Genomic DNA, 20,028 nt, shown 5'->3' on the forward strand with positions numbered 1-20,028 from the left:
ATTGCATCAGATGAATCAATCGTCCCGATCCCCCGCAGCCGCAAGAAGTTCTCACACTTCGTTGAGATTCCGCGGAAATTGCGGTCTGACAGCTGGGATGTGCCGCTGTTCAGGTGTCGTCTGACGGCTGCACCGCCGAACCTGGAAACGGTTGAGGTAGGCGTCTGACCTGCAGTTTTGTGCTAGTGATGCATTTAATGAATCATTGATTCAGGTAATGAATGCGTCTAAGGCCGATTTGGGGGCAAGTTATGGCAGTTGATGGATCCGGGCGCGTGCTACAGCTGAGTGCCGTTTCATTGCTGCATCCCGAGGAACAAACGCTGGAGGACATGTTCACGGGCTGGCGTAACCAGCAGCTCTCCCGGAACCTGCAGTTCGACACGATTGATAAGGGCATCGGGTGCGTGCGGCGGTTTCGTGGACCATGTGAACGAGTTCCCGTGGAACTGGTTGCCGGAGCATGTGGAGGAGTATTTCGGGGATCTGCGCTCGATCCATCAGCTCAAGCACTCCACCATCCGTGGTTACCAGTCAACCCTCCGCCGCTTTTCGTCTTACGTGTCGAACCCGGACTATGGCTGGGACAGGGTCTGTGAGCAGCGTTTCGGGACGCACCCGTCCCAGGTCTTCTTTGACTGGAACACCGCCTCCCACTCGCAGGAGTACGAGGGACGCGCCTCCAAGCGGCCCTTCACCAAGGCCGAACTGCAGATGCTGTTCGATCACGCCGACGACCAGGTCGAACTCATGGCAGCCACGGGCAGAAAGGGTTGGAAAGCTGCCTACCGGGACGCTGTCATGCTGAAAGTGACCTACTCGTACGGGCTGAGGTTCAATGAGCTCAGGCACCTGCAAACCGTCGATTTCGCGACCAACCCGCAGGCGCGCAGGTTCGGGAAAGCAGGTGTCTGCAAGGTCCGTTTTGGCAAGTCCCGCAAGGGCTCCCCCTTCAAACCCCGCAGCGTCCTGACGGTCTTCGACTGGACTGGCGGTGTCATCGAGGACTGGCTCGCCAACGGGCGCGGTACGCTCGAAACACTGGACCTGTTTCCCAGCGAACGCGGCGGCCTGATCTGTGAATCGACCCTGCTGCGCCGGCTCCGGCGTTACCTGGCCGAGTTGGGATTGCCGATGGATGGCCTGGACCTGCATTCCCTGCGACGATCTTATGCGACGCATCTGCTGGAGGACGGGTGGGATCCTAGATTCGTGCAATATCAAATGGGCCACGAACACGCCTCCACCACCGGGATCTACCAGTTCGTCAGCGACGACTTCCGGAACTCCACCCTGCGGGCGGCGCTGGACCGCACCATGGATGAAGTCCTGGGCGTGCAGATGAGAGGCCAATGGTGAGACGCGAAGTCGAATACAAATGGCGCCTTTCTGAGCTCATGGCAGCACGGGGTCTCCACAACACCACCGATCTCATCCCGTTGCTAGCCGAGCGCGGCATTACCTTGTCCCGGCCCCAGGTCTACCGGCTCGTCAACCAGAAACCGGAACGGGTCGCACTGCAGGTTATCGCCGCGATCTGCGACATCTTCTCCTGTGGACCCGAGGACCTCATCACCGTCACCGCAGCCGATGCCCGAGCGCGCAAAACAGGCACCAGCGCCCCCAACGTCGTCGACCTGAACCGCACCGTCCGCCCGCGCCGGGCACGCATCATCGACGATGACCACTGACCAGCCCCACGGTCTCAGCCCACGAAGCACCAGCCGCGGCCGGCCACGCACCACCGGAACGGCAACCTGCGCACGCTGCGGTCGAACTGCCGGCCGAACACGCGCCACCTGGCCCGAAGGCCGAATCTGCGGCCCCTGCTTCACCACCGCCACCCGCACCCGCGGGACCTGCCCGGAATGCGGCCAGCACAGACTTCTACCCGGGCCACCGGACATCAGCGGAGGGCCCCGCTGCGCGCCCTGCGCCGGCATCCTCCATGACTTCCACTGCAGCCGCTGCAATGTTGAAGGTGAGTTCTACCGGCGCGGTATCTGCGCCCGCTGCGCCCTCCGGGAGGACCTCAACGAACTACTGCTCACGCACCCTGCCGACCCGGAGACTGCCGGCAAGATCGTCGATGTCCTCTGCAAAGCAGACCGGCCCGAAAGCATCATCACGTGGAAGCGCTCCCTCAAAGTCCAAGCCCTCCTGACTTCTCTGTCATGCGGGGAAACTCCCTTGACGCACGAAGGACTCGCTGCCGCGGCTGAGTCAGCGAACCGCGAAGCCAGTCACCTGCGCGCCCTGTTCATTCATCATGGGCTCCTCCCCTACCAAGACCCGTATCTGGCCCGGTTCGAGACTTGGATTGAGAACAAGCTCCGCGACTTGCCCGAGGAGGTCACCAAACCCGTCGCACAGTTCGCCACCTGGCATCACCTCCGGCGCATCCGGTCCATGACAACACCGGAGAAGAGCGCTCAGGCCCCGGTGCACTCTGCCAAACAGGAGATCACGGAAACCGTCAAGTTCCTGGACTGGCTCTGGGATACCCACCAGCGGACCGCGGCGAACTGCACCCAGCAAGACATCGAAACCTGGCTCGCCACCGGCCCTACGACCAGAAAAGCCATCCGCACCTTCATCGTCTTCATCAAGAACACCGGAACAAATTACCGCGTGGAAATGGGCCACTACATAGCCAAAAGCCGCCCCGCAATTACCCAGAACCAGCGCGTGGCCTGGCTCCGAGAACTACTCACCGGCGCGAGCGAGTCCATCCCCTACAGAGTCGCCGGCATCCTGCTGCTTCTCTACGCCCAACCGCTCGTGCGGGTCGCTAAACTCCGGACCAATGCCGTCGAAATCAATGAGACCACGGGCAACATGCGGATCACCTTCGGCGCACGCCCAGTGCCCGTTCCCGAGCCCTTCGCCGCATTGCTTCGAGAGCACCTTGAAAGCCGTCCGAACCTCAGAACAGGATCAGACACCCAAAGCCCTTGGCTCTTCCCCGGAACCCGAGCCGGACAACCCCTACACCCCAACGGCATCATGGACAGGCTCCGTAGCCTGGGCATCGACCTGCGTGGCGCACGAAACACTGCCTTGGACGAACATTTGTTAGTCTCACCGCCGCCACTGGTCGCCGACGCCCTCGGCTATAGCCACCAAGTCGCTTTCCTCCACGCCGACGCGGCAGGCGACGCCTGGTCCCGGTACGTCAACCTTCGCATCAAGCCCTGACCCTTGATCTAGGTTCACAGCCGAGGTTCTCAAAGCTACCCGGCCCAGCCAAGTGTCATTAGAAAGCAGCGATAGCGGCTTCCCATGGCCCTTTATCCTCACTGAAACTATGCTCACGTCATGGACACCGGCGGGTTTCAACTGGGCGAGATCTTCATAGCAACGAGTACAAGATCGCCTCGATTTATCGAGCCGCGATGACCAGCCTGCCCCGATCCCAGGGAGTCCGGCCCGGTGTCATCGGATTGATTTCTCTTATTGCGGTTTGTCTCGCCGGGATCGCATACGTGACGTCGCAACTGTTAGTCCGACCCAACGGATGGGCTGGGATTCCCTTCCTCATCCTGTTAACCATGGGAATCGTCAGCTTTGTGCGAGGACTCGTGACGAGAATTAGGACCCTCACCGCGGTGAACAAGGGCGACTACGCAATTCAGAAAACTCTTTCACTGACCGAGGCCTTCGTTAACCTGCACGGAATGTCTCCCCAGGAGGCGCTTCACCGTTGCTTTGATGAGATGGATGCCGCGAACGGCTACGAGGGCCGCGTTATGGAAGCCAACCGATTGACTGCGCTCCTGAAGCGGACTTTTGCTCGTAGCCATGTTCGATGTTCGGTTTCCGTCGTAGAGAACAGCCTCAGAATCAGCTTCGAACTGGTGGAGGGCGGCGCAATCTGGGCAGATGGCGGAAGATTCGAACGTGAAATTCATCGGCTGGCCCGACGACTTCACTCACGGGCTCAGTAACTCGTCCGGGGACGGCGCCCGACAGAACCTACTTCTCACGACCGGCTGTCGGATACTTGGAAGCCGGCGTCAACGGACAAATACGCCCACATGCAATCCGCAGGGATGCCAGTAAACCTGATTCAATTGCAGAATCTGCAGATTAGGGCCCAGTGACACGCACTCCCCGGTTTCGGTTGCCTGAACGTCGAAGCCCGCCGCGAACTCATGGTACGGAACGGCCTGCGCAACACCCGCGAACTCGTCGAACGGGAACGACGTCACAGCCGTCGACTCGGGAGTCCGCTGCGGGATGAAGACAGGCCGTCCATGCCAGCGGCAATCGAACGCCATCGGCGTCGCCACTATCTGCAAATCCTCCGGTACCGACGGCGACTACAAATATGCTCAGCGTAGCCAGCCCTGACCCGAATGAACCTCGGACCGTTCAAGACCATCCAGGCGGCGTCCGCTGCCCTGAGCCGCAGAACAAGGCGGCAATTCCATTCAGTAACCGTGGGGGTAATGCTGTGCGGGCAAAATCACCGTTCCATCCTCGGCCACCGCTCCCCCGCCTTCCCGACCGACGCGACCACTGCCCGCGTGCTGTCCCTCGACGATGTTCTCACCGGGATCGCCCTGGCTGCAGCTAGGGTGGTCCCGTGAACCCGTCGCCAAGCCCGATCCCCGTCACCGTGGTGGCTCCGCCGCCGGAGTGGTGGCAAATCGTTGCCGCGCTCAGCCCCTTCGCGGTCCTGGTCGGTGCTGTCGTCGCAGGGATCATCGGCTTCAACCAGATCAAACAGAAGCGCGAGGCGGACAACCGCGCCGAATGGTGGAAGCGGGCCCAGTGGGCCCTGGACGCCGCGTACTCCGGGGACCCGAAGCGCGGAACCGTCGGCCTCAAGGTCCTCACGGCACTGGCCGAAAGCGATCTGGCAGGCAAAGGTGAACTCGATGTCCTGGAGGCCGCCTGGGAGAACCCTCTCTCTGAGGCAGAGAGGCAGCAAGCTGAAAGCACGGCCGAAATGATGACGCCCCCGAAGTTCTTTCCCGGCAGGCCGGGACCAAGGACGGTGCAGCGCACTGACGGCGCAATGGACGAAGGTGGAGTTCTCCGCGATGGGGAATTCCCCATCGATGCGATCGGCGGCCGTGTCGTTGGGGTGGACGATGAGCCTGGGGCGCGGGACAATGAGGAAGACAGGCCACAACCGACCGGAGGAGGATCACGATGAGCACAGCTACCCATCCCACCCGCCACGGTGCCCACGCGGCCGGACAAGGCTCTGGCGAGGTCCCGGACGACACCCGCTCCATGCAGATCGCCGCAGCCCAGCTCCGGCTCGTCACTGACCGGCGCCTGGGCAAGCAGACCCCGGAGTGGGTCAAGCAGCTCGCGGCCGAGAAGCCGCATTCCCGCCCATCCTGACGGAGCGCTCCCAGCCAATAACGACGAGCCAGCCCCACGCGAACGGGGCAGGCTCTTTGTTTGTGGGAAGCATCGACCTCGTTCCCGAGTCGATAGAAAGCGCGCCCGCATCCGTATCCGTTTCCCTGACGTTCCGTATCAGGTCTCGTCACTCAGCGCCCTCGGGCTGGCCGAGGGCAGCGTTGATGACGTGCTGGCATGGTATTCGCTCATTCATCTGGCCCCAGCAGAGTTGCCGCGTCAAAGCCACGGCAACCAACCGCACGCTGCTATCGGCGCGATTACCCGATGATGGCCGGAGGAATAGTTTCAATACGAATAATCACGGCACCAGCAGTAGTCCGCGTACCTCATCGAATGAAGCAATCTATTCCGGGCCGCGCATCGACGGCGTCCTAGACCGGCTCCGCATCCGCCTCGGCACCCCCGGTCGAACAAAAGCCTGTGGAAGGCCCGGCGCCCCGGTCCAAAGACCCTGTTACAGCTCTTTTGTCGGCCCTAGTCTGTCGTCATCCATCACCACGAGGAGGCGGCCATGCGCACAGCAACAACGACTGAGGGCAAGCTCCATCTTCGCTCCGGAAACCCTGTGAGCCAGCTGGCCATGGGAAGGGAGTGGGCCACGCCCGGGGTCCAGGCCGCGCTCCAAAGAGCGGTTGCCGCGCTGGATACAGGCATTGAAACCGCCTCCCCGCGCCTCCAGGACCTATTGCGTCGGTTGACCAATGAGCTTGGCGGGGATATGGAGGCGCTCACTCCCCGGCTTCATAAACAGCTGAAGCGGGTCGGACCGAAGACTTTTGCCGCGCGAACGCGGTCCAATCCTGTCCGGGCTGGACGGCCGGCATCGAGGACGCTGTGGTGGATCGTTGGGCTCGTAGCCCTGGCAGCCGGGGCAGCAGTGTGGCGCTCCGCGCAGGCGTCCAAGGAAGGACCAGCCCCTTCACTCGGCGAGCAGTAAGCCCGTCGCACGGATCCCAACGTCGACGCAGACCTGACCTGACCTCGGGGCGTATGTAGGGCGAACACAGCGGTTGCATACGGGTAAGGAGGGAGGCCGACATGCAGTGGGATCCCGGGCTTCTCGGGCTCGCCGTTCTCGCAGCGATGTCTCTCGTCTTTGGCGTGCTTGTCCAGCTGATTCTGGGAAAGGCCGGTCCGCGCTGGACATGGCTGATTTCGGCCTGCTTGTATTTCGTTTCCGGACTCGTGGTGAGCGAGGTGTGGTTCGGATGGGCAACTGAAGCGGAACTTCAGCCGAACATAGACGGTTTGTCGTTCGACGAGGTACAACTGGTGACGCTCTTCGGCCTTATCGCGGCAGTCATTCTCCGGCTTGTGCTGCGCAGGCAGCATGCCCGCCCTAGCGCGGCTGGCAACCCGAGAGAACCTGACAACCCCTGACAACGCCCAGGCGCGGCCAATGACACAGTCTTAGCCCGGCGTCGCCAGCGAGCATGAAAGAGGCAAACGGAGCGGGAAAATTCCTCGCCCTGCGCCCGGCTAGTGCCGCCTTTGCATCGAGGCGCCGACCACCGCTCCCACCCCGAGTCCCAGTGCACTGCCCCAAAAAGGTGAGTGGAACAACGCCAGCCCTAAGCTGATCCCCAGGGCAGCACCAACCAGGCTGCAAATCCACAAAGCTTTATTCACTGTGTCTCCAGTACGGCTGGACGGACCTCGATTTCCTGCTGCGACCTTACTGCACGCCTGCCCCCATGCGTTTATTCGGGGGGCGTCCCCAAAATTGGGTAGCTACCACCCATGCGCGCCGGCCAGTGGGCGTCCTAACCTTTTGGACATGGCGGCAGGCCGGCCGGGTCTGCCGCGGGCGCGCGATGGAGGCGGCCTTACCGGCCCCTCCCTTGTTCATGCAGACGGCGGCGGCGCCCGGTTCTCCTGACAATAACAAGGACGCCCCGTGCGCGAATTCCTCCGCCCCGAACCCTGTATCCATTCCATGGGCACTTGCCCCGGATGCCGCTCGCAGATGCGGGAGGAAGCCCTGCAGCACGCTCCGGGCAGGCCGATCGTCCTGCTGGGCCCTGCACCTATCAGGGTCCGGTCCATTCACGGCAACGCCGTGGCCTACACCGTGACGGACGTCCTTGTTGAATGGGACGGAGACGCCGGATACCACCTCCGCTGGGTGGCGAGTTGGCTTGTCCGCAGGTGTCCATCTCAGGAAAGAACGGCTGCTTAGGCATTCGCCAAATTCACCGCCCCCGCCACTAGGGGGACAGGATGCGATGCCTTATATAGGTAACACCTAATGGGGCACTCGGATATCCCTTACGCGTGTTTGGCCCCCAACTCGAAACCTATCCTCATGCCAGGACGAAGCTCACCACGCTGTCGTCGCTGGTCGCTACGGAGGTCAGGTCCCTGGGCACGGGCAGGACGGTCCGCATCCTTGCTGCAGCTCGAGGAACGGCCGGCCGCCCCTTGCGGGGCGATTCCGTCGCTTTGCAGGTTTCCACGACGAGGCCCAATAGAGATCCTCTCCCCCGTTCACCAGCTGTCCACCGCCCGTGTTTTTCGACGCCACCGGAAACCGGTGGAACCGAATCCTGAACGCCCTGCTCGCGGCAGTGCTGTCCGTCATTTTGGTACTCGGCGCCCGTGTTGCCCGCAGCAACTGCGCCCCTTCAACAGGTCCCCCTGAATCAGTCCCCTGACTATCCCCGCCAGCTGCTCGCGGAACAGGACGTGAAAGATACCCCGAGGGTCGGCTATGAACAGGGCAACGAAATCTTCCACCGCATTGCGCTTGTGGAGCGACGGGAGGGCCTGGATTACTTGAGGGATCCCTTCAGCAGCGAAAGGCGTCCCCGCAACCCTGCATAAAGCAGCCGGCGGTGCGGGGACGTATGCCGATCCGGTGACCATCGCCGTCGGACATTCCCGTAAAAGCGGCCAGGACGTCCTTGATATCCCTGCAGGCACCCGGATCGACCATCCGGACGTTCGCCGCTACTTCATCGTGGAGGATACCTGCGGGGACGGGCCGAAACCGGAGGAAGGCCGGCCATGCCGGCCCCGTAGCCTCAAAGTGACTGCGGCGGGACTCTTAAAGAGGAGGCACGGAGCGGGCCGCTAAGCTCGAAACCATGAGTTCCTTGAAATCGAAGCCGACAAACACGGCGTCCACGAAAGTGGTACTGGCGGCGGCAGCGGTCGACGTCGTGCTGATTCTTGCCTTCGCCGCAATAGGCCGGGATGCACACCACCGCGAGGAGCCAATCCTGGGTGTGCTGCTGACTGCGTGGCCCTTCCTCGCCGGCGCTGCCGCGGGATGGGTAATCGCCCGGGCATGGCGGGCACCCTTTTCCGTCCTCCGGGCGGGCGTTCCGGTCTGGCTTGGCAGCCTGGTGGGGGGCATGCTCCTGAGGGCGCTGACCGCCCAGACCGTTGTCGTTCCCTTCGTCATCGTTGCCACGCTGGCCCTTGCCGTGTTCCTGGTGGGCTACCGCCTCCTGATTGCCGGCGCTGCGAGACTCCGCAGCAGGTAAGGGGAAGCGTACGGGCACCGCGGGTGGCCGACGGCGAATCGTCCCCCGTGTAATAGGCTGACTCCAGAGGAAAAACCTGCCGGGCGCTGCTGCGGCGGAACTGATTGAAGGGGTACAAGCGTGGTTACCGCATTTGTTCTGATCAAGACTGACGCCGCCCGAATTCCCGAGACCGCGGAGGAGATCTCAGCCATCGAAGGCATCAGTGAGGTCTATTCGGTCACCGGAGAATGGGACCTGATTGCGGTGGCAAGGGTGCCCCGGCACGAGGACCTTGCGGATGTCATCGCCGACCGGCTCTCCAAAGTCCCCGCAGTGGTGCACACCACCACCCACATCGCATTCCGGGCCTACTCACAACACGACCTGGACGCTGCCTTTTCCTTGGGTTTCGAACAGTAACCGCAAAGCCGTTTTCAGGCGCGGGACAAGGACACCCAGCGGTCCAGAACGCCGGCGGCCGCGCCTGTGTCGATGGATTGGGCGGCCCGTGCGAAAGCCTTTTGCATCCGTGCGAGGAACGGCCCTTCCGCTTCAAGGTCGAATGCAACCAGGCCGGCCGCGGCGTTTACCAGGACTGCGTCCCGGGCCGGGCCCTCCTTGCCGGCAAGCACATCGCGGACAACGCCGGCATTGGCCACTGCGTCGCCGCCACGAAGCTGTTCAACGGTAGCCAGGCTGATACCGAGGTCCTGCGGTGAGAAGTGCACTTCATTGACAGCGCCGTTGCGTATCTCCCATACGGTGGAAGGGCCGGTTGTGGTGAGTTCGTCCAGCCCGTCATCTCCACGGAACACCAGCCCCCTGCTCCCCCGGCGGGCCAGGACGCCCGCCACGAGGGGCGCCATCCGTGCGTTCGCGACACCCACGGCCGAAGCCTGCACGTTCGCAGGGTTGGTGAGCGGTCCCAGGAAGTTGAATGCAGTGGGTACTGCCAGCTCGCGGCGGGGCACGGCGGTATGGCGGAATGACGGGTGGAAAACCTGCGCGAAACAGAACGTGATACCCGCCTCTTCGGCGTTCCTTGCCACCTGCGCAATGGACAGGTCAAGACGGACGCCGAGCGCTTCGAGCACGTCCGCGGACCCGGACGACGACGACGCGGCCCGGTTGCCATGCTTCACCACTTTTGCGCCGGCCCCGGCAGCAACCAATGCGGCCATGGTGGAGATGTTGACGGTGTTGAGTTGGTCACCCCCGGTCCCGACGATGTCGAGTTTTTCCCCGGAGATCGACACCGGGTTGGCGTGGGCAAGCATCGCCTCAACCAAGCCGGAAAGCTCGTCCACTGTCTCGCCCTTGGCACTGAGGGCCACCAGGAATCCGGCGATCTGCGCCGGCGTGGCTTCGCCGGACATGATGGTGTCCATGGCCCAGGACGTGTTCTCCGCCGTGAGGTCGGTGCCCTTGATCAGTGCGGAGATCAGGCGGGGCCAGGTGTTGCCGGACGCTGCAGATGCCAGTGAAGTCACCTGCTGATGCTATCGAGCGATGGCAGGCGCTGACCAATGTGAACGGTGGCGGGAACTTTTCCAGGCAATTTCGCGTCTTTGTAGAAAAAGTCCTCCCAAAAGGCGGTTTGCGTTGGGCAGCACGGACTTTTACAGACATAATGTCTATGTGACATCTGCGACCCATGCCCCCAGTACCCCGGCGCACCCCACGCTGAACCGCCCCAATATGGTTTCTGTCGGAACCGTTGTGTGGCTGTCCAGCGAGTTGATGTTCTTCGCCGGTCTCTTCGCCATGTACTTCACGCTGCGCTCCACGAGTGGCCAGATGTGGGCGGAAGAGACGGCCAAGCTCAACTTCCCCTTTGCGCTCGTTAACACGATCGTCCTTGTGGCCAGTTCCTTTACCTGCCAGATGGGCGTCTTCGCCGCAGAGCGGCTGCAGCCCCGGCGTACCGGCGGCGCACTGCAGTTCGCCCGCTGGGGAATGAACGAATGGTTCACCCTGACGTTCCTCATGGGTGCGTTCTTCGTTGCGGGCCAGACCACCGAATACGCGATGCTGGTCTCGGAGCACGTCTCGCTCTCCTCCAACGCCTACGGCTCAGCCTTCTATATGACTACCGGCTTCCACGGCCTCCACGTCATCGGCGGCCTCATCGCGTTCCTGCTCATCATGGGCCGGTCCTTCGCCGCGAAGAAGTTCGGACATTTCGAAGCAACGTCCGCGATCGTCACCTCTTACTACTGGCACTTCGTGGACGTTGTGTGGATCGGCCTCTTCCTGGTCATCTACGTACTCAAGTAGCCAGCTTTGATTCTTTTTCTACAAGAGGCAGAATTTCAGGTAGCGGCTCCCGGAGCCGGCGCAGGATCGAATAAAGGAACCACCACGTGAAGGCACTCTCACAAAAGCGGCGTCACCCACTTGCAGCAATAGCGCTGCTTCTGATGGGGCTCCTCATCACTGGTGGGCTGTACGCCGTGGCAACCTCCATGAACGAGGCCAAGGCGAGCACCACCACCGCAAGCGCCAGTGACGCCGAAGAGGGCGGCAAGCTTTTCGCCGCCAACTGCGCCACCTGCCACGGTATGGGTGCCAGTGGCTCCAAGGATGGCCCTTCGCTGGTGGGTGTCGGCGCCGCAGCCGTCGACTTCCAGGTGGGCACCGGACGCATGCCGATGCAGATGAACGGTCCGCAGGCCATGAAGAAGCCCGTCCAGTTCAATGACGAACAGACCCACCAGCTTGCAGCCTATGTCGCTTCCCTGGGAGCCGGCCCGGCAATCCCTGCGGAAGACCTGACCAACGGCGGCGGCGACGCGGCCGCAGGTGGCGAACTGTTCCGCACCAACTGCGCCATGTGCCACAACGCCGCTGCAGCAGGTGGAGCACTGACCCAGGGCAAGTTCGCCCCGGCCCTGGCCGATGTAAGCGGCAAGCACATCTACGAGGCCATGGTCACCGGGCCGCAGAACATGCCGGTATTCAACGACGCGAACATCACGCCGGAAGGCAAGAAGGACGTCATCACCTTCCTGAAGCAGATCGAAACCTCCGGTTCGCCGGGTGGCGCGGACCTTGGCTCCCTTGGTCCGGTCGCGGAAGGCCTGTTCGTTTGGGTGGCCGGTCTTGGCGTCATTATCGCATTCACCATCTGGTTGACCTCCAGGACCTCCTGACTTTCCTCAGGACGCACACAACTTCTGCTGCCCTGTCAGCAGCTTGAAATTAGAAACTAACCCGGCGATCGCCGGGACGAGAGAAGGATGAGGCGAATTATGGGCAACCATAGTGACGGCAGTCCGAACCACTCGGGCACCGTAGCTACGGCTGGTCAGAATGAGGTGGAGAGGTTCCAGGATCCTGGAATTCCCCCGCATCGTTTGCGCCTGGCTGACACGGACCCGAAGGCCGCAAAGCGGGCAGAACGGCAGGTCGCCTTACTGTTTGGCATTTCTGTTGTTGGAACCCTGATCTTCCTGGTGACGTACTTCGCCATCGATCTGGGTGACGACTCCAGCATCGCCACAATTCGGCTCCAGAACGCCCTGCTCGGCATTGGCACAGCCTTCGCCATGCTGGGCATAGGTACCGGCATCGTGCACTGGGCCAAAGCCCTGATGCCCGATCACGAAGTCTCCGAGGAACGCCACGCGATCCGCTATGAAGAGGACCGCCAGGCTGCAGTCCGCATCGTCGACGACATCGTTGAAGAGACCGGCATCAAGCGGCGTCCGCTGATCCGCAACACCCTGCTCGGTGCCGTGGCGCTTGCCCCGCTTCCCGCAATCGCCATCTTTGGGGACCTCGGACCCCGCCCTGACGACAAGCTTGCACACACCATGTGGGCGCCCCAGGACGGCAAGCGCAAGCGGCTTACCCGCGACCCCGATGGAACTCCCATCAAGGCCTCGGACGTCACCATCGGCTCCGCCTTCCACGTGATTCCCGAAGGGCTGAACGAACTCCAGGAAGGCAAGCTCAACGAAAAGGCAAAGGCCGTTGTGCTTCTTATGCGCCTTGATCCCGCTTCGCTGAACCCCTCCAAGGGCCGCGAGGAATGGGGTTACAACGGCATCGTTGCCTACTCGAAGATCTGCACCCACGTTGGCTGCCCCGTTGCTCTGTACGAGCAGCAGACGCACCACCTGCTGTGCCCGTGCCACCAGTCCACCTTCGACCTCACCCAAGAGTGCAAGGTGATCTTCGGACCCGCCAGCCGTCCTCTCCCCCAGCTGCCTATTGCAGTTGATGACGAGGGCTACCTCGTCGCTACCAGCGACTTCCATGAACCCGTAGGACCAAGTTACTGGGAGCGTGATTCGCATGAGCGCAGCGTCAACAGCTGAGCCGGCTTTCGTCGCCAAAACCAAGACAGGCCGGATCACCGACTTCGTCGACTCACGAGTCGGCGGATCCGGGATCCTCCGCGAGTTCGGCCGCAAGGTCTTCCCCGATCACTGGTCGTTCATGTTCGGTGAAGTTGCGCTGTACTCGTTCGTTATCCTGTTGCTTTCCGGCACCTTCCTGACGTTCTTCTTCGATCCGTCCATGGCTGAAACCCACTACGACGGCGGCTACGTGCCCCTGAAGGGTGTGGAGATGTCGGTGGCCTACAGCTCATCGCTGAATATCTCCTTCGACATCCGCGGCGGCCTGTTCATGCGCCAGGTACACCACTGGGCGGCCCTGCTGTTCGTAGCCTCCGTGGCTGTCCACATGCTCAGGGTCTTCTTCACCGGTGCTTTCCGCAGGCCGCGTGAAATGAACTGGGTTGTGGGCTGCGTACTCCTGATCCTGGCCATGGCTGCAGGCTTCACGGGTTACTCGCTGCCCGATGACCTGCTGTCCGGTAACGGCCTGCGCATCATCGACGGCGTCATCAAGTCCATCCCGGTCATCGGAACGTACATCTCGTTCTTCCTGTTCGGTGGAGAGTTCCCCGGTACGGCCATCATCAGCCGTCTCTACATGCTGCACATCCTCCTGGTACCGGCCCTGATCCTGCTGATGATTGTCATGCACCTCTTCATGGTGGTCGTCCACAAGCACACCCAGTACCCCGGTCCCGGACGCAACGACAACAACGTTGTCGGCTACCCCCTTGGTCCCGTTTACGCAGCCAAGGCCGGTGGATTCTTCTTCATCGTCTTCGGCGTCATTGCACTCATGGCAGCGTTCTTCACGATCAACCCGATCTGGAACTACGGCCCCTACGACCCCTCCCCCGTCTCTGCCGGTACCCAGCCTGACTGGTACATCGGCTTCGTTGACGGCGCCCTCCGCTTGATGCCGGGCAACCCGTACGGCTGGCACGTCGAACAGGTCTGGTTCGGCCACGTGTTCACGTTCAATGTGCTCCTGCCGGCACTCGTTCCTGCAGGCATCCTGTTCACAGTGATGTTCACCTACCCCTGGATCGAGCGTTGGATCACCAAGGATGACCGGGAGCACCACGTCCTTGACCGTCCGCGGAACGCCCCGACCCGCACGGCGATTGGCGTAGCCGGTTTCGTCTGGTACTCCGTGATGTGGGCAGCTGCAGGTTCGGACCTCATCGCCACGCACTTCCACGTCTCCCTGAACGATGTCACGTACTGGCTGCGCGCCCTGTTCTTCATAGGGCCCGTCATCGGCTTCATCGTTGCCAAGCGTGTGGCCCTGGCGCTGCAGCGCAAGGACCGCGAGATCGCCCTGCATGGCCGCGAAACCGGGCGCATCGTCAGGCTCCCGCACGGTGAGTTCATCGAAGTCCACGCGCCCCTGGATGAGTACAAGCGCTACAAGCTGGTTGGTTTCGAGTCGCCGCAGGTCCTTCCGGCGGTGCCCAACGAGCACGGCGTCGTGACCCGCAAGGAGAAGCGCCGCGCGTTCCTCTCCCGCTGGTTCTTCGAGGACCGAGTCGCTCCCGCCACGCCTGCTGAGCTCGAAGCAGCACATGGCCACGGCCACGAGGCTGTCGAAGCAGCACATGGCCACGGCCACGAGGCTGTCGAAGCGGCAGAGGGGTCCAAGAGCCTCACACACTAGGCTTCAGTCCCCAACATGAAAGGCCCGATCCATTCTGGATCGGGCCTTTCAGCGTTCCAGGTTGGCTTCCCTGCAATGGCCCGTGATAACAACCAGGACCTGTGGGCTCAGGAGCTTTGGGAGCGACCCAGTTAGTGGTTCCGGGCCCGCCTGGCGCCTGGCCGTTGCAGGGGTACCCACAGCTTGTACCGGTCGGCCCGGTAGTAGGACACCGAGTAGTCAACCATTGCCCTGGCCACAAAGGCGTGCCGCTGGATCTTGAGCAATGGTGCCCCCACTTCCACATTGAGCAGGCGCGCTGTGGAAGGTGAAGCCGCCGTCGCCTCGATCATGTCCTCCCCCCACTCCATGACCAGGCCAAACTGTTCGCTGAGGACGTTGTAGAGCGAGGTGGGCGGTTCGCCGTCCAGCAGGCCAGGAACCCGATGCGCCGGGATGAAGTTCTCATCGACGCTCATGGGCTCACCGTCCGCCAGAAGCAGCCGGCGGAACCGGACCAGCGGCGTGCCCTCATCCAGCTGCAGTTCCCGGGCCAGGAAAGCGCTGGCGCCAATCTGTTCGAAACTCAGCACCTTTGCGGCTGGCACCATGCCGCGCCGCTGCATCTCTTCGCTGTAGGAGGTGAGCTTCACCTGCAGGTCGAGTTTCGGCCGCCGGACGAATGTTCCCAGGCCCACCACGCGCTCGATGACCTCCTCCCCCACCAACGCGTCAATGGCCTGCCGCACCGTCATCCGTGCCAGCCCAAACCTCTCGGCCAGGTCCCGTTCCGACGGCAGCGCCGAACCGGGCGGACACGACTGCGCGATATACGCGCGCAGGATCTCGCGAAGTTGGACGTAGATGGCGGTCCCGCTGGTGCGGTCTATGTCCCCCTTGATTGCCGTGGCGCCAGCTGCCATGATCTCTCTCCTGCCGTTGGGTCTCCGTTCAATCTTAGAACGGTCTAGACCACTCGCCGAACCCGTTCCGGCCTTCGCGCCGCAGGTCCGCGGACCGCTATATTTGGTCTGGAAATTTGCCAACAGACGGATGGGGCCGTCTTTCCAAGAAGGAGTCCCTTTGCCAACACAGAAGGCCGTGGTGGCAGCGCCGGCGGGCCTGCATGCACGTTCGGCCGCGGTATTCGTCCGCGCCGTCACCGACACGGGGCTGCCGGTAACCATCAGCAGGGCCGGTACCGAAAAGGTGGACGCCCGTTCCCTGCTCCAGGTGATGACCGCCGACTTCCCGCAAGGCTGCGAGGTGGAACTGGCGATCCGCGAGAGCGACCTGGAGGGCGCCCCGGGTCGCCAGAAAGCGGAGGACGCACTCCGGGAGCTTCGCACGCTCCTGGAGTCACAGGGAGCCGTTTAGGCGGCCTTTGGAAAGCACAAAACGACGTCGGGCCCCACCAGTTTGGTGGGGCCCGACGTCGTTATTCTTTTGCTTGCCTAGTGCGCGTGGTCTCCACGGCTGTATTCATACACCCAGCCAACGAGGGCCACAACGGCGATGCCGCCAGCGATGAATGTGATCCACATGCCTACGGCCAGGCCCAGGAAGCCAGTGGCGCAGGCGATGCCCAGAACCAGGGGCCACCAGCTCCAGGGGCTGAAATGGCCCTGCTCGCCGGCGCCTTCGTGAATTTCTGCATCACTGCGGTCCTCGGGGCGCAAGCCTACGCGCCGGCCGGTGAAGCCGAGGTAGGCGCCAATCATGCCGGCCAGCCCGCCAACGAGGAGGATGCCGAGGATGCCGACCCATTCACTCCAACCGGTCAGGAACCCATAGATGATCGAGACGGGAAAAAAGAAGAAGACTCCAGAGCCAAAAATCCAGGATTCGATTTTCACAGTGCGGTGTCCTTCTGGTCGGCGTTGCCGAGAACCGCTGCTGCGGGAGCCGGCGACTCAGCGGTGTGGACCTGGCGGAGTTCCGGGTGGTGCAGGTCCAGGGCGGGACGCTCCGAACGGATCCGGGGCAGGGACGTGAAGTTGTGGCGCGGCGGCGGGCAGGACGTGGCCCACTCCAGCGAAGCACCAAAGCCCCACGGATCATCAACCTCGACCCTCTTACCACTGCGCCAAGTGATGTAGACGTTCCAGAAGAACGGTATCAGCGACGCGCCCAGGACAAAGGACGAGATGGTGGAGAACTGGTTCATCCAGGTGAAGTTGTCCTCGGGCAGGTAGTCGGCGTAGCGGCGGGGCATGCCCATAACTCCCAGCCAGTGCTGGATCAGGAACGTGCCGTGGAAGCCCAGGAACAGGAGCCAGAAGTGGATCTTGCCCAGGCGCTCGTTGAGCATCTTGCCGGTCCACTTGGGCCACCAGAAGTAGAACCCGGCGAACATGGCGAACACCACGGTGCCAAACACCACGTAGTGGAAGTGCGCCACCACGAAGTAGGAGTCAGAGACGTGGAAGTCCAGCGGCGGGGACGCCAGGATGATGCCGGTCAGACCACCGAAGAGGAACGTGATGAGGAAGCCGATGCTCCACAGCATGGGCGTCTCGAACGTCAGCGACCCCCGCCACATGGTGCCGATCCAGTTGAAGAACTTCACGCCGGTGGGCACCGCGATGAGCATGGTCATGAAGGAGAAGAACGGCAGCAGGACCGCGCCGGTGACGTACATGTGGTGGGCCCACACCGTCACCGAAAGGGCTGCGATGGCGATGGTGGCGTACACGATGCCCTTGTAACCGAAGATCGGCTTGCGGCTGAACACCGGGAAAATCTCGGAGACGATGCCGAAGAACGGCAGCGCAATGATGTACACCTCGGGGTGGCCGAAGAACCAGAACAGGTGCTGCCAGAGAATCGCTCCGCCGTTGGCTGGATCGAAGATATGGGCACCGAACTTCCGGTCCGCGCCAAGGGCGAACAGGGCGGCGGCCAGCGGCGGGAACGCCATGAGCACCAGGATGGCGGTGATCAACGTGTTCCACGTGAAGATGGGCATCCGCCACATGGTCATGCCCGGAGCGCGCATGCAGATGATAGTGGTGATGAAGTTGACCGCACCGAGGATGGTACCGAAGCCGGACAGCGCCAGGCCGAAGACCCACAGGTCACCGCCGATGCCGGGGGTGAATGTGGTGTTGGACAGCGGCGCGTAGGCGAACCAGCCAAAGGACGCCGCGCCCTGCGGGGTGATGAAGCCGGACACCGCAATGGTGGAACCGAACAGGAAGAACCAGAACGCCAGGGCGTTAAGTCGGGGGAACGCCACGTCGGGGGCACCGATCTGCAGCGGCATGATCACGTTGGCGAACCCGGCGAACAGCGGGGTGGCGAACATCAGCAGCATCACGGTGCCGTGCATGGTGAACAGCTGGTTGTACTGTTCCTTGGTCTGCAGGATCTGCATGCCGGGCTCAAACAGCTCGGCGCGGATCAGCAGCGCCATCACACCGCCCAGGCAGAAGAACACGAACGACGCAATCAGGTACATGTACCCGATGGTCTTGTGGTCAGTGGAGGTGATCCAGTTGACGACGATGCGTCCCTTGGATTTCGGTACCACGGGAGCCGTCAGGACTCCCGCGGGTGCGGATTGGGTGTACGTAGCCACGTCGCTCCCCTTACTTGGTTTCGTTCAGGTTCGGGTTGCGGTCGTACTCCACGCCGAGCAGGCCGGTGTTGCCCCCAGCCTTGAGCTGGTCCATATGGGCCTGGAATTCGGATTCCGACACCACCTTGACACGGAACAGCATTTCGGAGTGGTACTCGCCGCAGAGTTCGGCACACTTGCCGTCGTAGGTGCCCTCTTTAGTGGGGGTGAACCGGATGTAGTTGGTCTTGCCGGGAATCATGTCGCGCTTCTGCAGGAAGGCGGGAACCCAGAAGGAGTGGATGACATCACGGGAGTTGAGTTCGAGGTCGACGGATTTGTTCACCGGCAAGTACAAGGTGGGGAGCTGTTCCTTGTCGATGGTGTTGCCGGTGAGGTGAGCCTGGACGCCGGCCTCGTGCAGGTCTTCCTGGATGACGTTGCCGGACTTGTAGTTGAAGTCCCAGGCCCACTGCTTGCCGCGGACGTCCACTACGACGTCGGCCGGCTGCGAACGGTCATCGATTGCCTGCTGGTCACGGTCCGTGAAGTAAAAGAACACCAGGACCATGAAGATCGGGATGGTGAGGTAGAAGACTTCCAGCGGAAGGTTGAAGCTGGTCTGCCGGGGGAAGCCGACCGTTCCCCTGCGGCGGCGGTAGGCGACCAGGCACCAGATGATCAGGCCCCACGTAATGGTGCCCACCACGAGCGCAGCAATCCATGAGTTGACCCAGAGGTCCATGATGCGGTCGGTGTTGCTGGTGGTGCCACGTTCAGTGGGCATCCACCCTTTCTCTACCTCTGGCGAACATCCGGTCAAAACCAACGCGCCGGCAATAGCCAAGCTTGAGATCGTGGTGATCGTTTTGCGTCGGCTGCCGGTTCGGTTCTGCGAACTCACAGACGGCCCTTCCTACTTGTTGCTGTTGTCCGGGCAGCCATCGGCGCTCCGGGCACAAAAAAGTTTTACTACTCGGTGTAGAGCTTACCCGCTCCCCCGGGCGTTTCGCCCACATGTCGGCGCCGAGCCCCCGTGCCGTTTTGGACGGCAGGGAGCCCGGCGCGGACATCAGGCGAAATAACCGGCTTAGTGGAATGAATCGCCGCAGGCGCAGGAGCCGCCGGCGTTCGGATTGTCGATGGTGAAGCCCTGCTTCGAGATGGTGTCTTCGAAGTCGATGCTGGCGCCGCTGAGGTACGGGACGCTCATTTTGTCGACGACGACCTCCACTCCGTCATAGTCGCGCACGGCGTCACCCTCAAGGAGCCGTTCGTCGAAATAGAGCTGGTAAATCAGCCCGGAGCAGCCGCCAGGCTGCACGGCCACGCGCAGACGCAGGTCCGTGCGGCCTTCCTGCTCAAGGAGGCTGCGTACCTTGCCTGCAGCGACATCGGTCAGGTTGACCTCGTGAACGGGCAGTTCGTCGCTGGCCACACTGATGGCGGCGGTGCTGTTTTCATTGGTTGCGGTGCTCATTGGCCTACCTTCTTAGGACGGTCTGGCGGCGTCGCCGTAACGGCGCCTGCCCCTACGGATACGGTATGGGCTATAGCTACATGCTACGCGCGGCAGTCCTGTAGCTCTAACTCCTGGCGTAACCGTCAAAGTACGCCAGTTGTTCCCTGGAAGCA

At 62.3% G+C, this 20,028-nt stretch carries 23 protein-coding genes; 16 read left to right on the forward strand and 7 right to left on the reverse strand.

Annotation, left to right across the window (positions count from 1 at the left end):
* Positions 1 to 420: 420 nt before the first annotated feature.
* From IEW19_RS05120 to IEW19_RS05135, 4 genes are all read left to right on the forward strand, one after another.
* On the forward strand, positions 421 to 1,359 hold the full coding sequence (locus IEW19_RS05120; RefSeq protein ID WP_229748345.1) for a tyrosine-type recombinase/integrase: 939 nt from the start codon (positions 421 to 423) through the stop codon (positions 1,357 to 1,359).
* A complete protein-coding gene (locus tag IEW19_RS05125) occupies positions 1,356 to 1,691 on the forward strand; it encodes a helix-turn-helix domain-containing protein (protein ID WP_041653706.1) in 336 nt (111 codons plus the stop codon). Before IEW19_RS05120 ends, IEW19_RS05125 begins: the two co-directional genes overlap by 4 nt.
* Positions 1,681 to 3,198, forward strand: coding sequence for a site-specific integrase (locus tag IEW19_RS05130; RefSeq protein ID WP_188570592.1), 1,518 nt, complete (start codon positions 1,681 to 1,683; stop codon positions 3,196 to 3,198). Before IEW19_RS05125 ends, IEW19_RS05130 begins: the two co-directional genes overlap by 11 nt.
* A gap of 353 nt (positions 3,199 to 3,551) precedes the next feature.
* Entirely contained in the window at positions 3,552 to 3,947 is a 396-nt protein-coding gene (locus IEW19_RS05135) for a hypothetical protein (protein WP_188570593.1), read from the forward strand.
* Positions 3,948 to 4,016: 69 nt separating this feature from the next.
* Here the strand turns inward: IEW19_RS05135 and IEW19_RS05140 are convergent, their stop codons facing one another.
* Positions 4,017 to 4,292 (reverse strand): hypothetical protein, encoded by a 276-nt coding sequence (locus IEW19_RS05140; protein ID WP_188570594.1) that lies wholly within the window; start codon positions 4,290 to 4,292, stop codon positions 4,017 to 4,019.
* A gap of 296 nt (positions 4,293 to 4,588) precedes the next feature.
* On the opposite strand from IEW19_RS05140, the gene IEW19_RS05145 reads away from it, so the two are divergent.
* The 7 genes from IEW19_RS05145 (at position 4,589) to IEW19_RS05170 (ending at position 9,272) form a co-directional block, all read left to right on the forward strand.
* A complete protein-coding gene (locus IEW19_RS05145; protein ID WP_188570595.1) occupies positions 4,589 to 5,164 on the forward strand; it encodes a hypothetical protein in 576 nt (191 codons plus the stop codon).
* On the forward strand, positions 5,161 to 5,358 hold the full coding sequence (locus tag IEW19_RS05150; protein ID WP_188570740.1) for a hypothetical protein: 198 nt from the start codon (positions 5,161 to 5,163) through the stop codon (positions 5,356 to 5,358). The genes IEW19_RS05145 and IEW19_RS05150 overlap by 4 nt, the downstream gene beginning before the upstream one ends.
* 535 nt (positions 5,359 to 5,893) lie before the next feature.
* Complete coding sequence (locus IEW19_RS05155; RefSeq protein WP_188570596.1) at positions 5,894 to 6,319, forward strand: hypothetical protein; 426 nt, start codon at positions 5,894 to 5,896, stop codon at positions 6,317 to 6,319.
* Positions 6,320 to 6,420: 101 nt separating this feature from the next.
* Complete coding sequence (locus IEW19_RS05160) at positions 6,421 to 6,762, forward strand: hypothetical protein (protein ID WP_188570597.1); 342 nt, start codon at positions 6,421 to 6,423, stop codon at positions 6,760 to 6,762.
* Positions 6,763 to 8,197: 1,435 nt separating this feature from the next.
* The gene (locus IEW19_RS24410) at positions 8,198 to 8,458 is read left to right on the forward strand and encodes a hypothetical protein (RefSeq protein WP_505592651.1); all 261 of its coding nucleotides are present in this window, start codon (positions 8,198 to 8,200) and stop codon (positions 8,456 to 8,458) included.
* Between the two features lie 10 nt (positions 8,459 to 8,468).
* Positions 8,469 to 8,870 (forward strand): DUF3054 domain-containing protein, encoded by a 402-nt coding sequence (locus tag IEW19_RS05165; RefSeq protein WP_188570598.1) that lies wholly within the window; start codon positions 8,469 to 8,471, stop codon positions 8,868 to 8,870.
* Positions 8,871 to 8,990: 120 nt separating this feature from the next.
* Positions 8,991 to 9,272 carry an Lrp/AsnC family transcriptional regulator gene (locus tag IEW19_RS05170; protein WP_188570599.1) on the forward strand — a complete coding sequence of 94 codons (282 nt, stop codon included), beginning with the start codon at positions 8,991 to 8,993 and terminating at the stop codon, positions 9,270 to 9,272.
* A 14-nt stretch (positions 9,273 to 9,286) separates the two neighbouring features.
* Here the strand turns inward: IEW19_RS05170 and trpD are convergent, their stop codons facing one another.
* Entirely contained in the window at positions 9,287 to 10,342 is a 1,056-nt protein-coding gene (gene trpD / locus IEW19_RS05175; RefSeq protein WP_188570600.1) for an anthranilate phosphoribosyltransferase, read from the reverse strand.
* A gap of 148 nt (positions 10,343 to 10,490) precedes the next feature.
* Here trpD and ctaE point away from each other — a divergent pair, with 148 nt between their 5' ends.
* The 4 genes from ctaE to qcrB all read left to right on the forward strand — a co-directional run bounded on the left by ctaE (position 10,491) and on the right by qcrB (position 14,855).
* A complete protein-coding gene (gene ctaE / locus IEW19_RS05180) occupies positions 10,491 to 11,129 on the forward strand; it encodes an aa3-type cytochrome oxidase subunit III (RefSeq protein ID WP_175318541.1) in 639 nt (212 codons plus the stop codon).
* Positions 11,130 to 11,215: 86 nt separating this feature from the next.
* The gene (qcrC, locus tag IEW19_RS05185) at positions 11,216 to 12,004 is read left to right on the forward strand and encodes a cytochrome bc1 complex diheme cytochrome c subunit (protein WP_188570601.1); all 789 of its coding nucleotides are present in this window, start codon (positions 11,216 to 11,218) and stop codon (positions 12,002 to 12,004) included.
* Positions 12,005 to 12,103: 99 nt separating this feature from the next.
* Positions 12,104 to 13,174: a cytochrome bc1 complex Rieske iron-sulfur subunit gene (gene qcrA / locus IEW19_RS05190; protein ID WP_188570602.1), complete on the forward strand. Its 1,071-nt coding sequence runs from the start codon at positions 12,104 to 12,106 to the stop codon at positions 13,172 to 13,174.
* Positions 13,152 to 14,855 carry a cytochrome bc1 complex cytochrome b subunit gene (qcrB, locus tag IEW19_RS05195; RefSeq protein ID WP_188570603.1) on the forward strand — a complete coding sequence of 568 codons (1,704 nt, stop codon included), beginning with the start codon at positions 13,152 to 13,154 and terminating at the stop codon, positions 14,853 to 14,855. Before qcrA ends, qcrB begins: the two co-directional genes overlap by 23 nt.
* A 131-nt stretch (positions 14,856 to 14,986) precedes the next feature.
* Here the strand turns inward: qcrB and IEW19_RS05200 are convergent, their stop codons facing one another.
* A complete protein-coding gene (locus IEW19_RS05200) occupies positions 14,987 to 15,757 on the reverse strand; it encodes a GntR family transcriptional regulator (RefSeq protein ID WP_188570604.1) in 771 nt (256 codons plus the stop codon).
* A gap of 160 nt (positions 15,758 to 15,917) precedes the next feature.
* Between IEW19_RS05200 and IEW19_RS05205 the strand changes: the two genes are divergently transcribed.
* The gene (locus IEW19_RS05205; RefSeq protein ID WP_188570605.1) at positions 15,918 to 16,211 is read left to right on the forward strand and encodes an HPr family phosphocarrier protein; all 294 of its coding nucleotides are present in this window, start codon (positions 15,918 to 15,920) and stop codon (positions 16,209 to 16,211) included.
* A 77-nt stretch (positions 16,212 to 16,288) separates the two neighbouring features.
* On the opposite strand, the gene IEW19_RS05210 is transcribed toward IEW19_RS05205, so the two are convergent.
* The 4 genes from IEW19_RS05210 to IEW19_RS05225 form a co-directional block, all read right to left on the reverse strand.
* Positions 16,289 to 16,690, reverse strand: coding sequence for a cytochrome c oxidase subunit 4 (locus IEW19_RS05210; protein WP_188570606.1), 402 nt, complete (start codon positions 16,688 to 16,690; stop codon positions 16,289 to 16,291).
* Positions 16,687 to 18,414 (reverse strand): aa3-type cytochrome oxidase subunit I, encoded by a 1,728-nt coding sequence (gene ctaD, locus IEW19_RS05215; RefSeq protein ID WP_188570607.1) that lies wholly within the window; start codon positions 18,412 to 18,414, stop codon positions 16,687 to 16,689. The genes IEW19_RS05210 and ctaD overlap by 4 nt, the downstream gene beginning before the upstream one ends.
* A gap of 10 nt (positions 18,415 to 18,424) precedes the next feature.
* On the reverse strand, positions 18,425 to 19,297 hold the full coding sequence (gene ctaC, locus IEW19_RS05220; RefSeq protein ID WP_188570608.1) for an aa3-type cytochrome oxidase subunit II: 873 nt from the start codon (positions 19,295 to 19,297) through the stop codon (positions 18,425 to 18,427).
* Between the two features lie 186 nt (positions 19,298 to 19,483).
* Complete coding sequence (locus IEW19_RS05225; RefSeq protein ID WP_188570609.1) at positions 19,484 to 19,873, reverse strand: HesB/IscA family protein; 390 nt, start codon at positions 19,871 to 19,873, stop codon at positions 19,484 to 19,486.
* Positions 19,874 to 20,028: the final 155 nt, after the last annotated feature.

Origin of the sequence: Arthrobacter liuii (assembly GCF_014639275.1) — a bacterium.
Taxonomy (GTDB): domain Bacteria; phylum Actinomycetota; class Actinomycetes; order Actinomycetales; family Micrococcaceae; genus Arthrobacter; species Arthrobacter liuii.

Excerpts from the sequence above, each read along its gene's own strand:
- IEW19_RS05225 (WP_188570609.1), bottom strand. The coding sequence starts at position 19,873 with ATGAGCACCGCAACCAATGAAAACAGCACCGCCGCCATCAGTGTGGCC.
- IEW19_RS05160 (WP_188570597.1), top strand. The coding sequence starts at position 6,421 with ATGCAGTGGGATCCCGGGCTTCTCGGGCTCGCCGTTCTCGCAGCGATG.
- IEW19_RS05200 (WP_188570604.1), bottom strand. The coding sequence starts at position 15,757 with ATGGCAGCTGGCGCCACGGCAATCAAGGGGGACATAGACCGCACCAGC.
- qcrB (WP_188570603.1), top strand. The coding sequence starts at position 13,152 with ATGAGCGCAGCGTCAACAGCTGAGCCGGCTTTCGTCGCCAAAACCAAG.
- IEW19_RS05155 (WP_188570596.1), top strand. The coding sequence starts at position 5,894 with ATGCGCACAGCAACAACGACTGAGGGCAAGCTCCATCTTCGCTCCGGA.
- IEW19_RS05130 (WP_188570592.1), top strand. The coding sequence starts at position 1,681 with ATGACCACTGACCAGCCCCACGGTCTCAGCCCACGAAGCACCAGCCGC.
- qcrA (WP_188570602.1), top strand. The coding sequence starts at position 12,104 with ATGGGCAACCATAGTGACGGCAGTCCGAACCACTCGGGCACCGTAGCT.
- IEW19_RS05165 (WP_188570598.1), top strand. The coding sequence starts at position 8,469 with ATGAGTTCCTTGAAATCGAAGCCGACAAACACGGCGTCCACGAAAGTG.
- IEW19_RS05135 (WP_188570593.1), top strand. The coding sequence starts at position 3,552 with ATGGGAATCGTCAGCTTTGTGCGAGGACTCGTGACGAGAATTAGGACC.
- IEW19_RS05150 (WP_188570740.1), top strand. The coding sequence starts at position 5,161 with ATGAGCACAGCTACCCATCCCACCCGCCACGGTGCCCACGCGGCCGGA.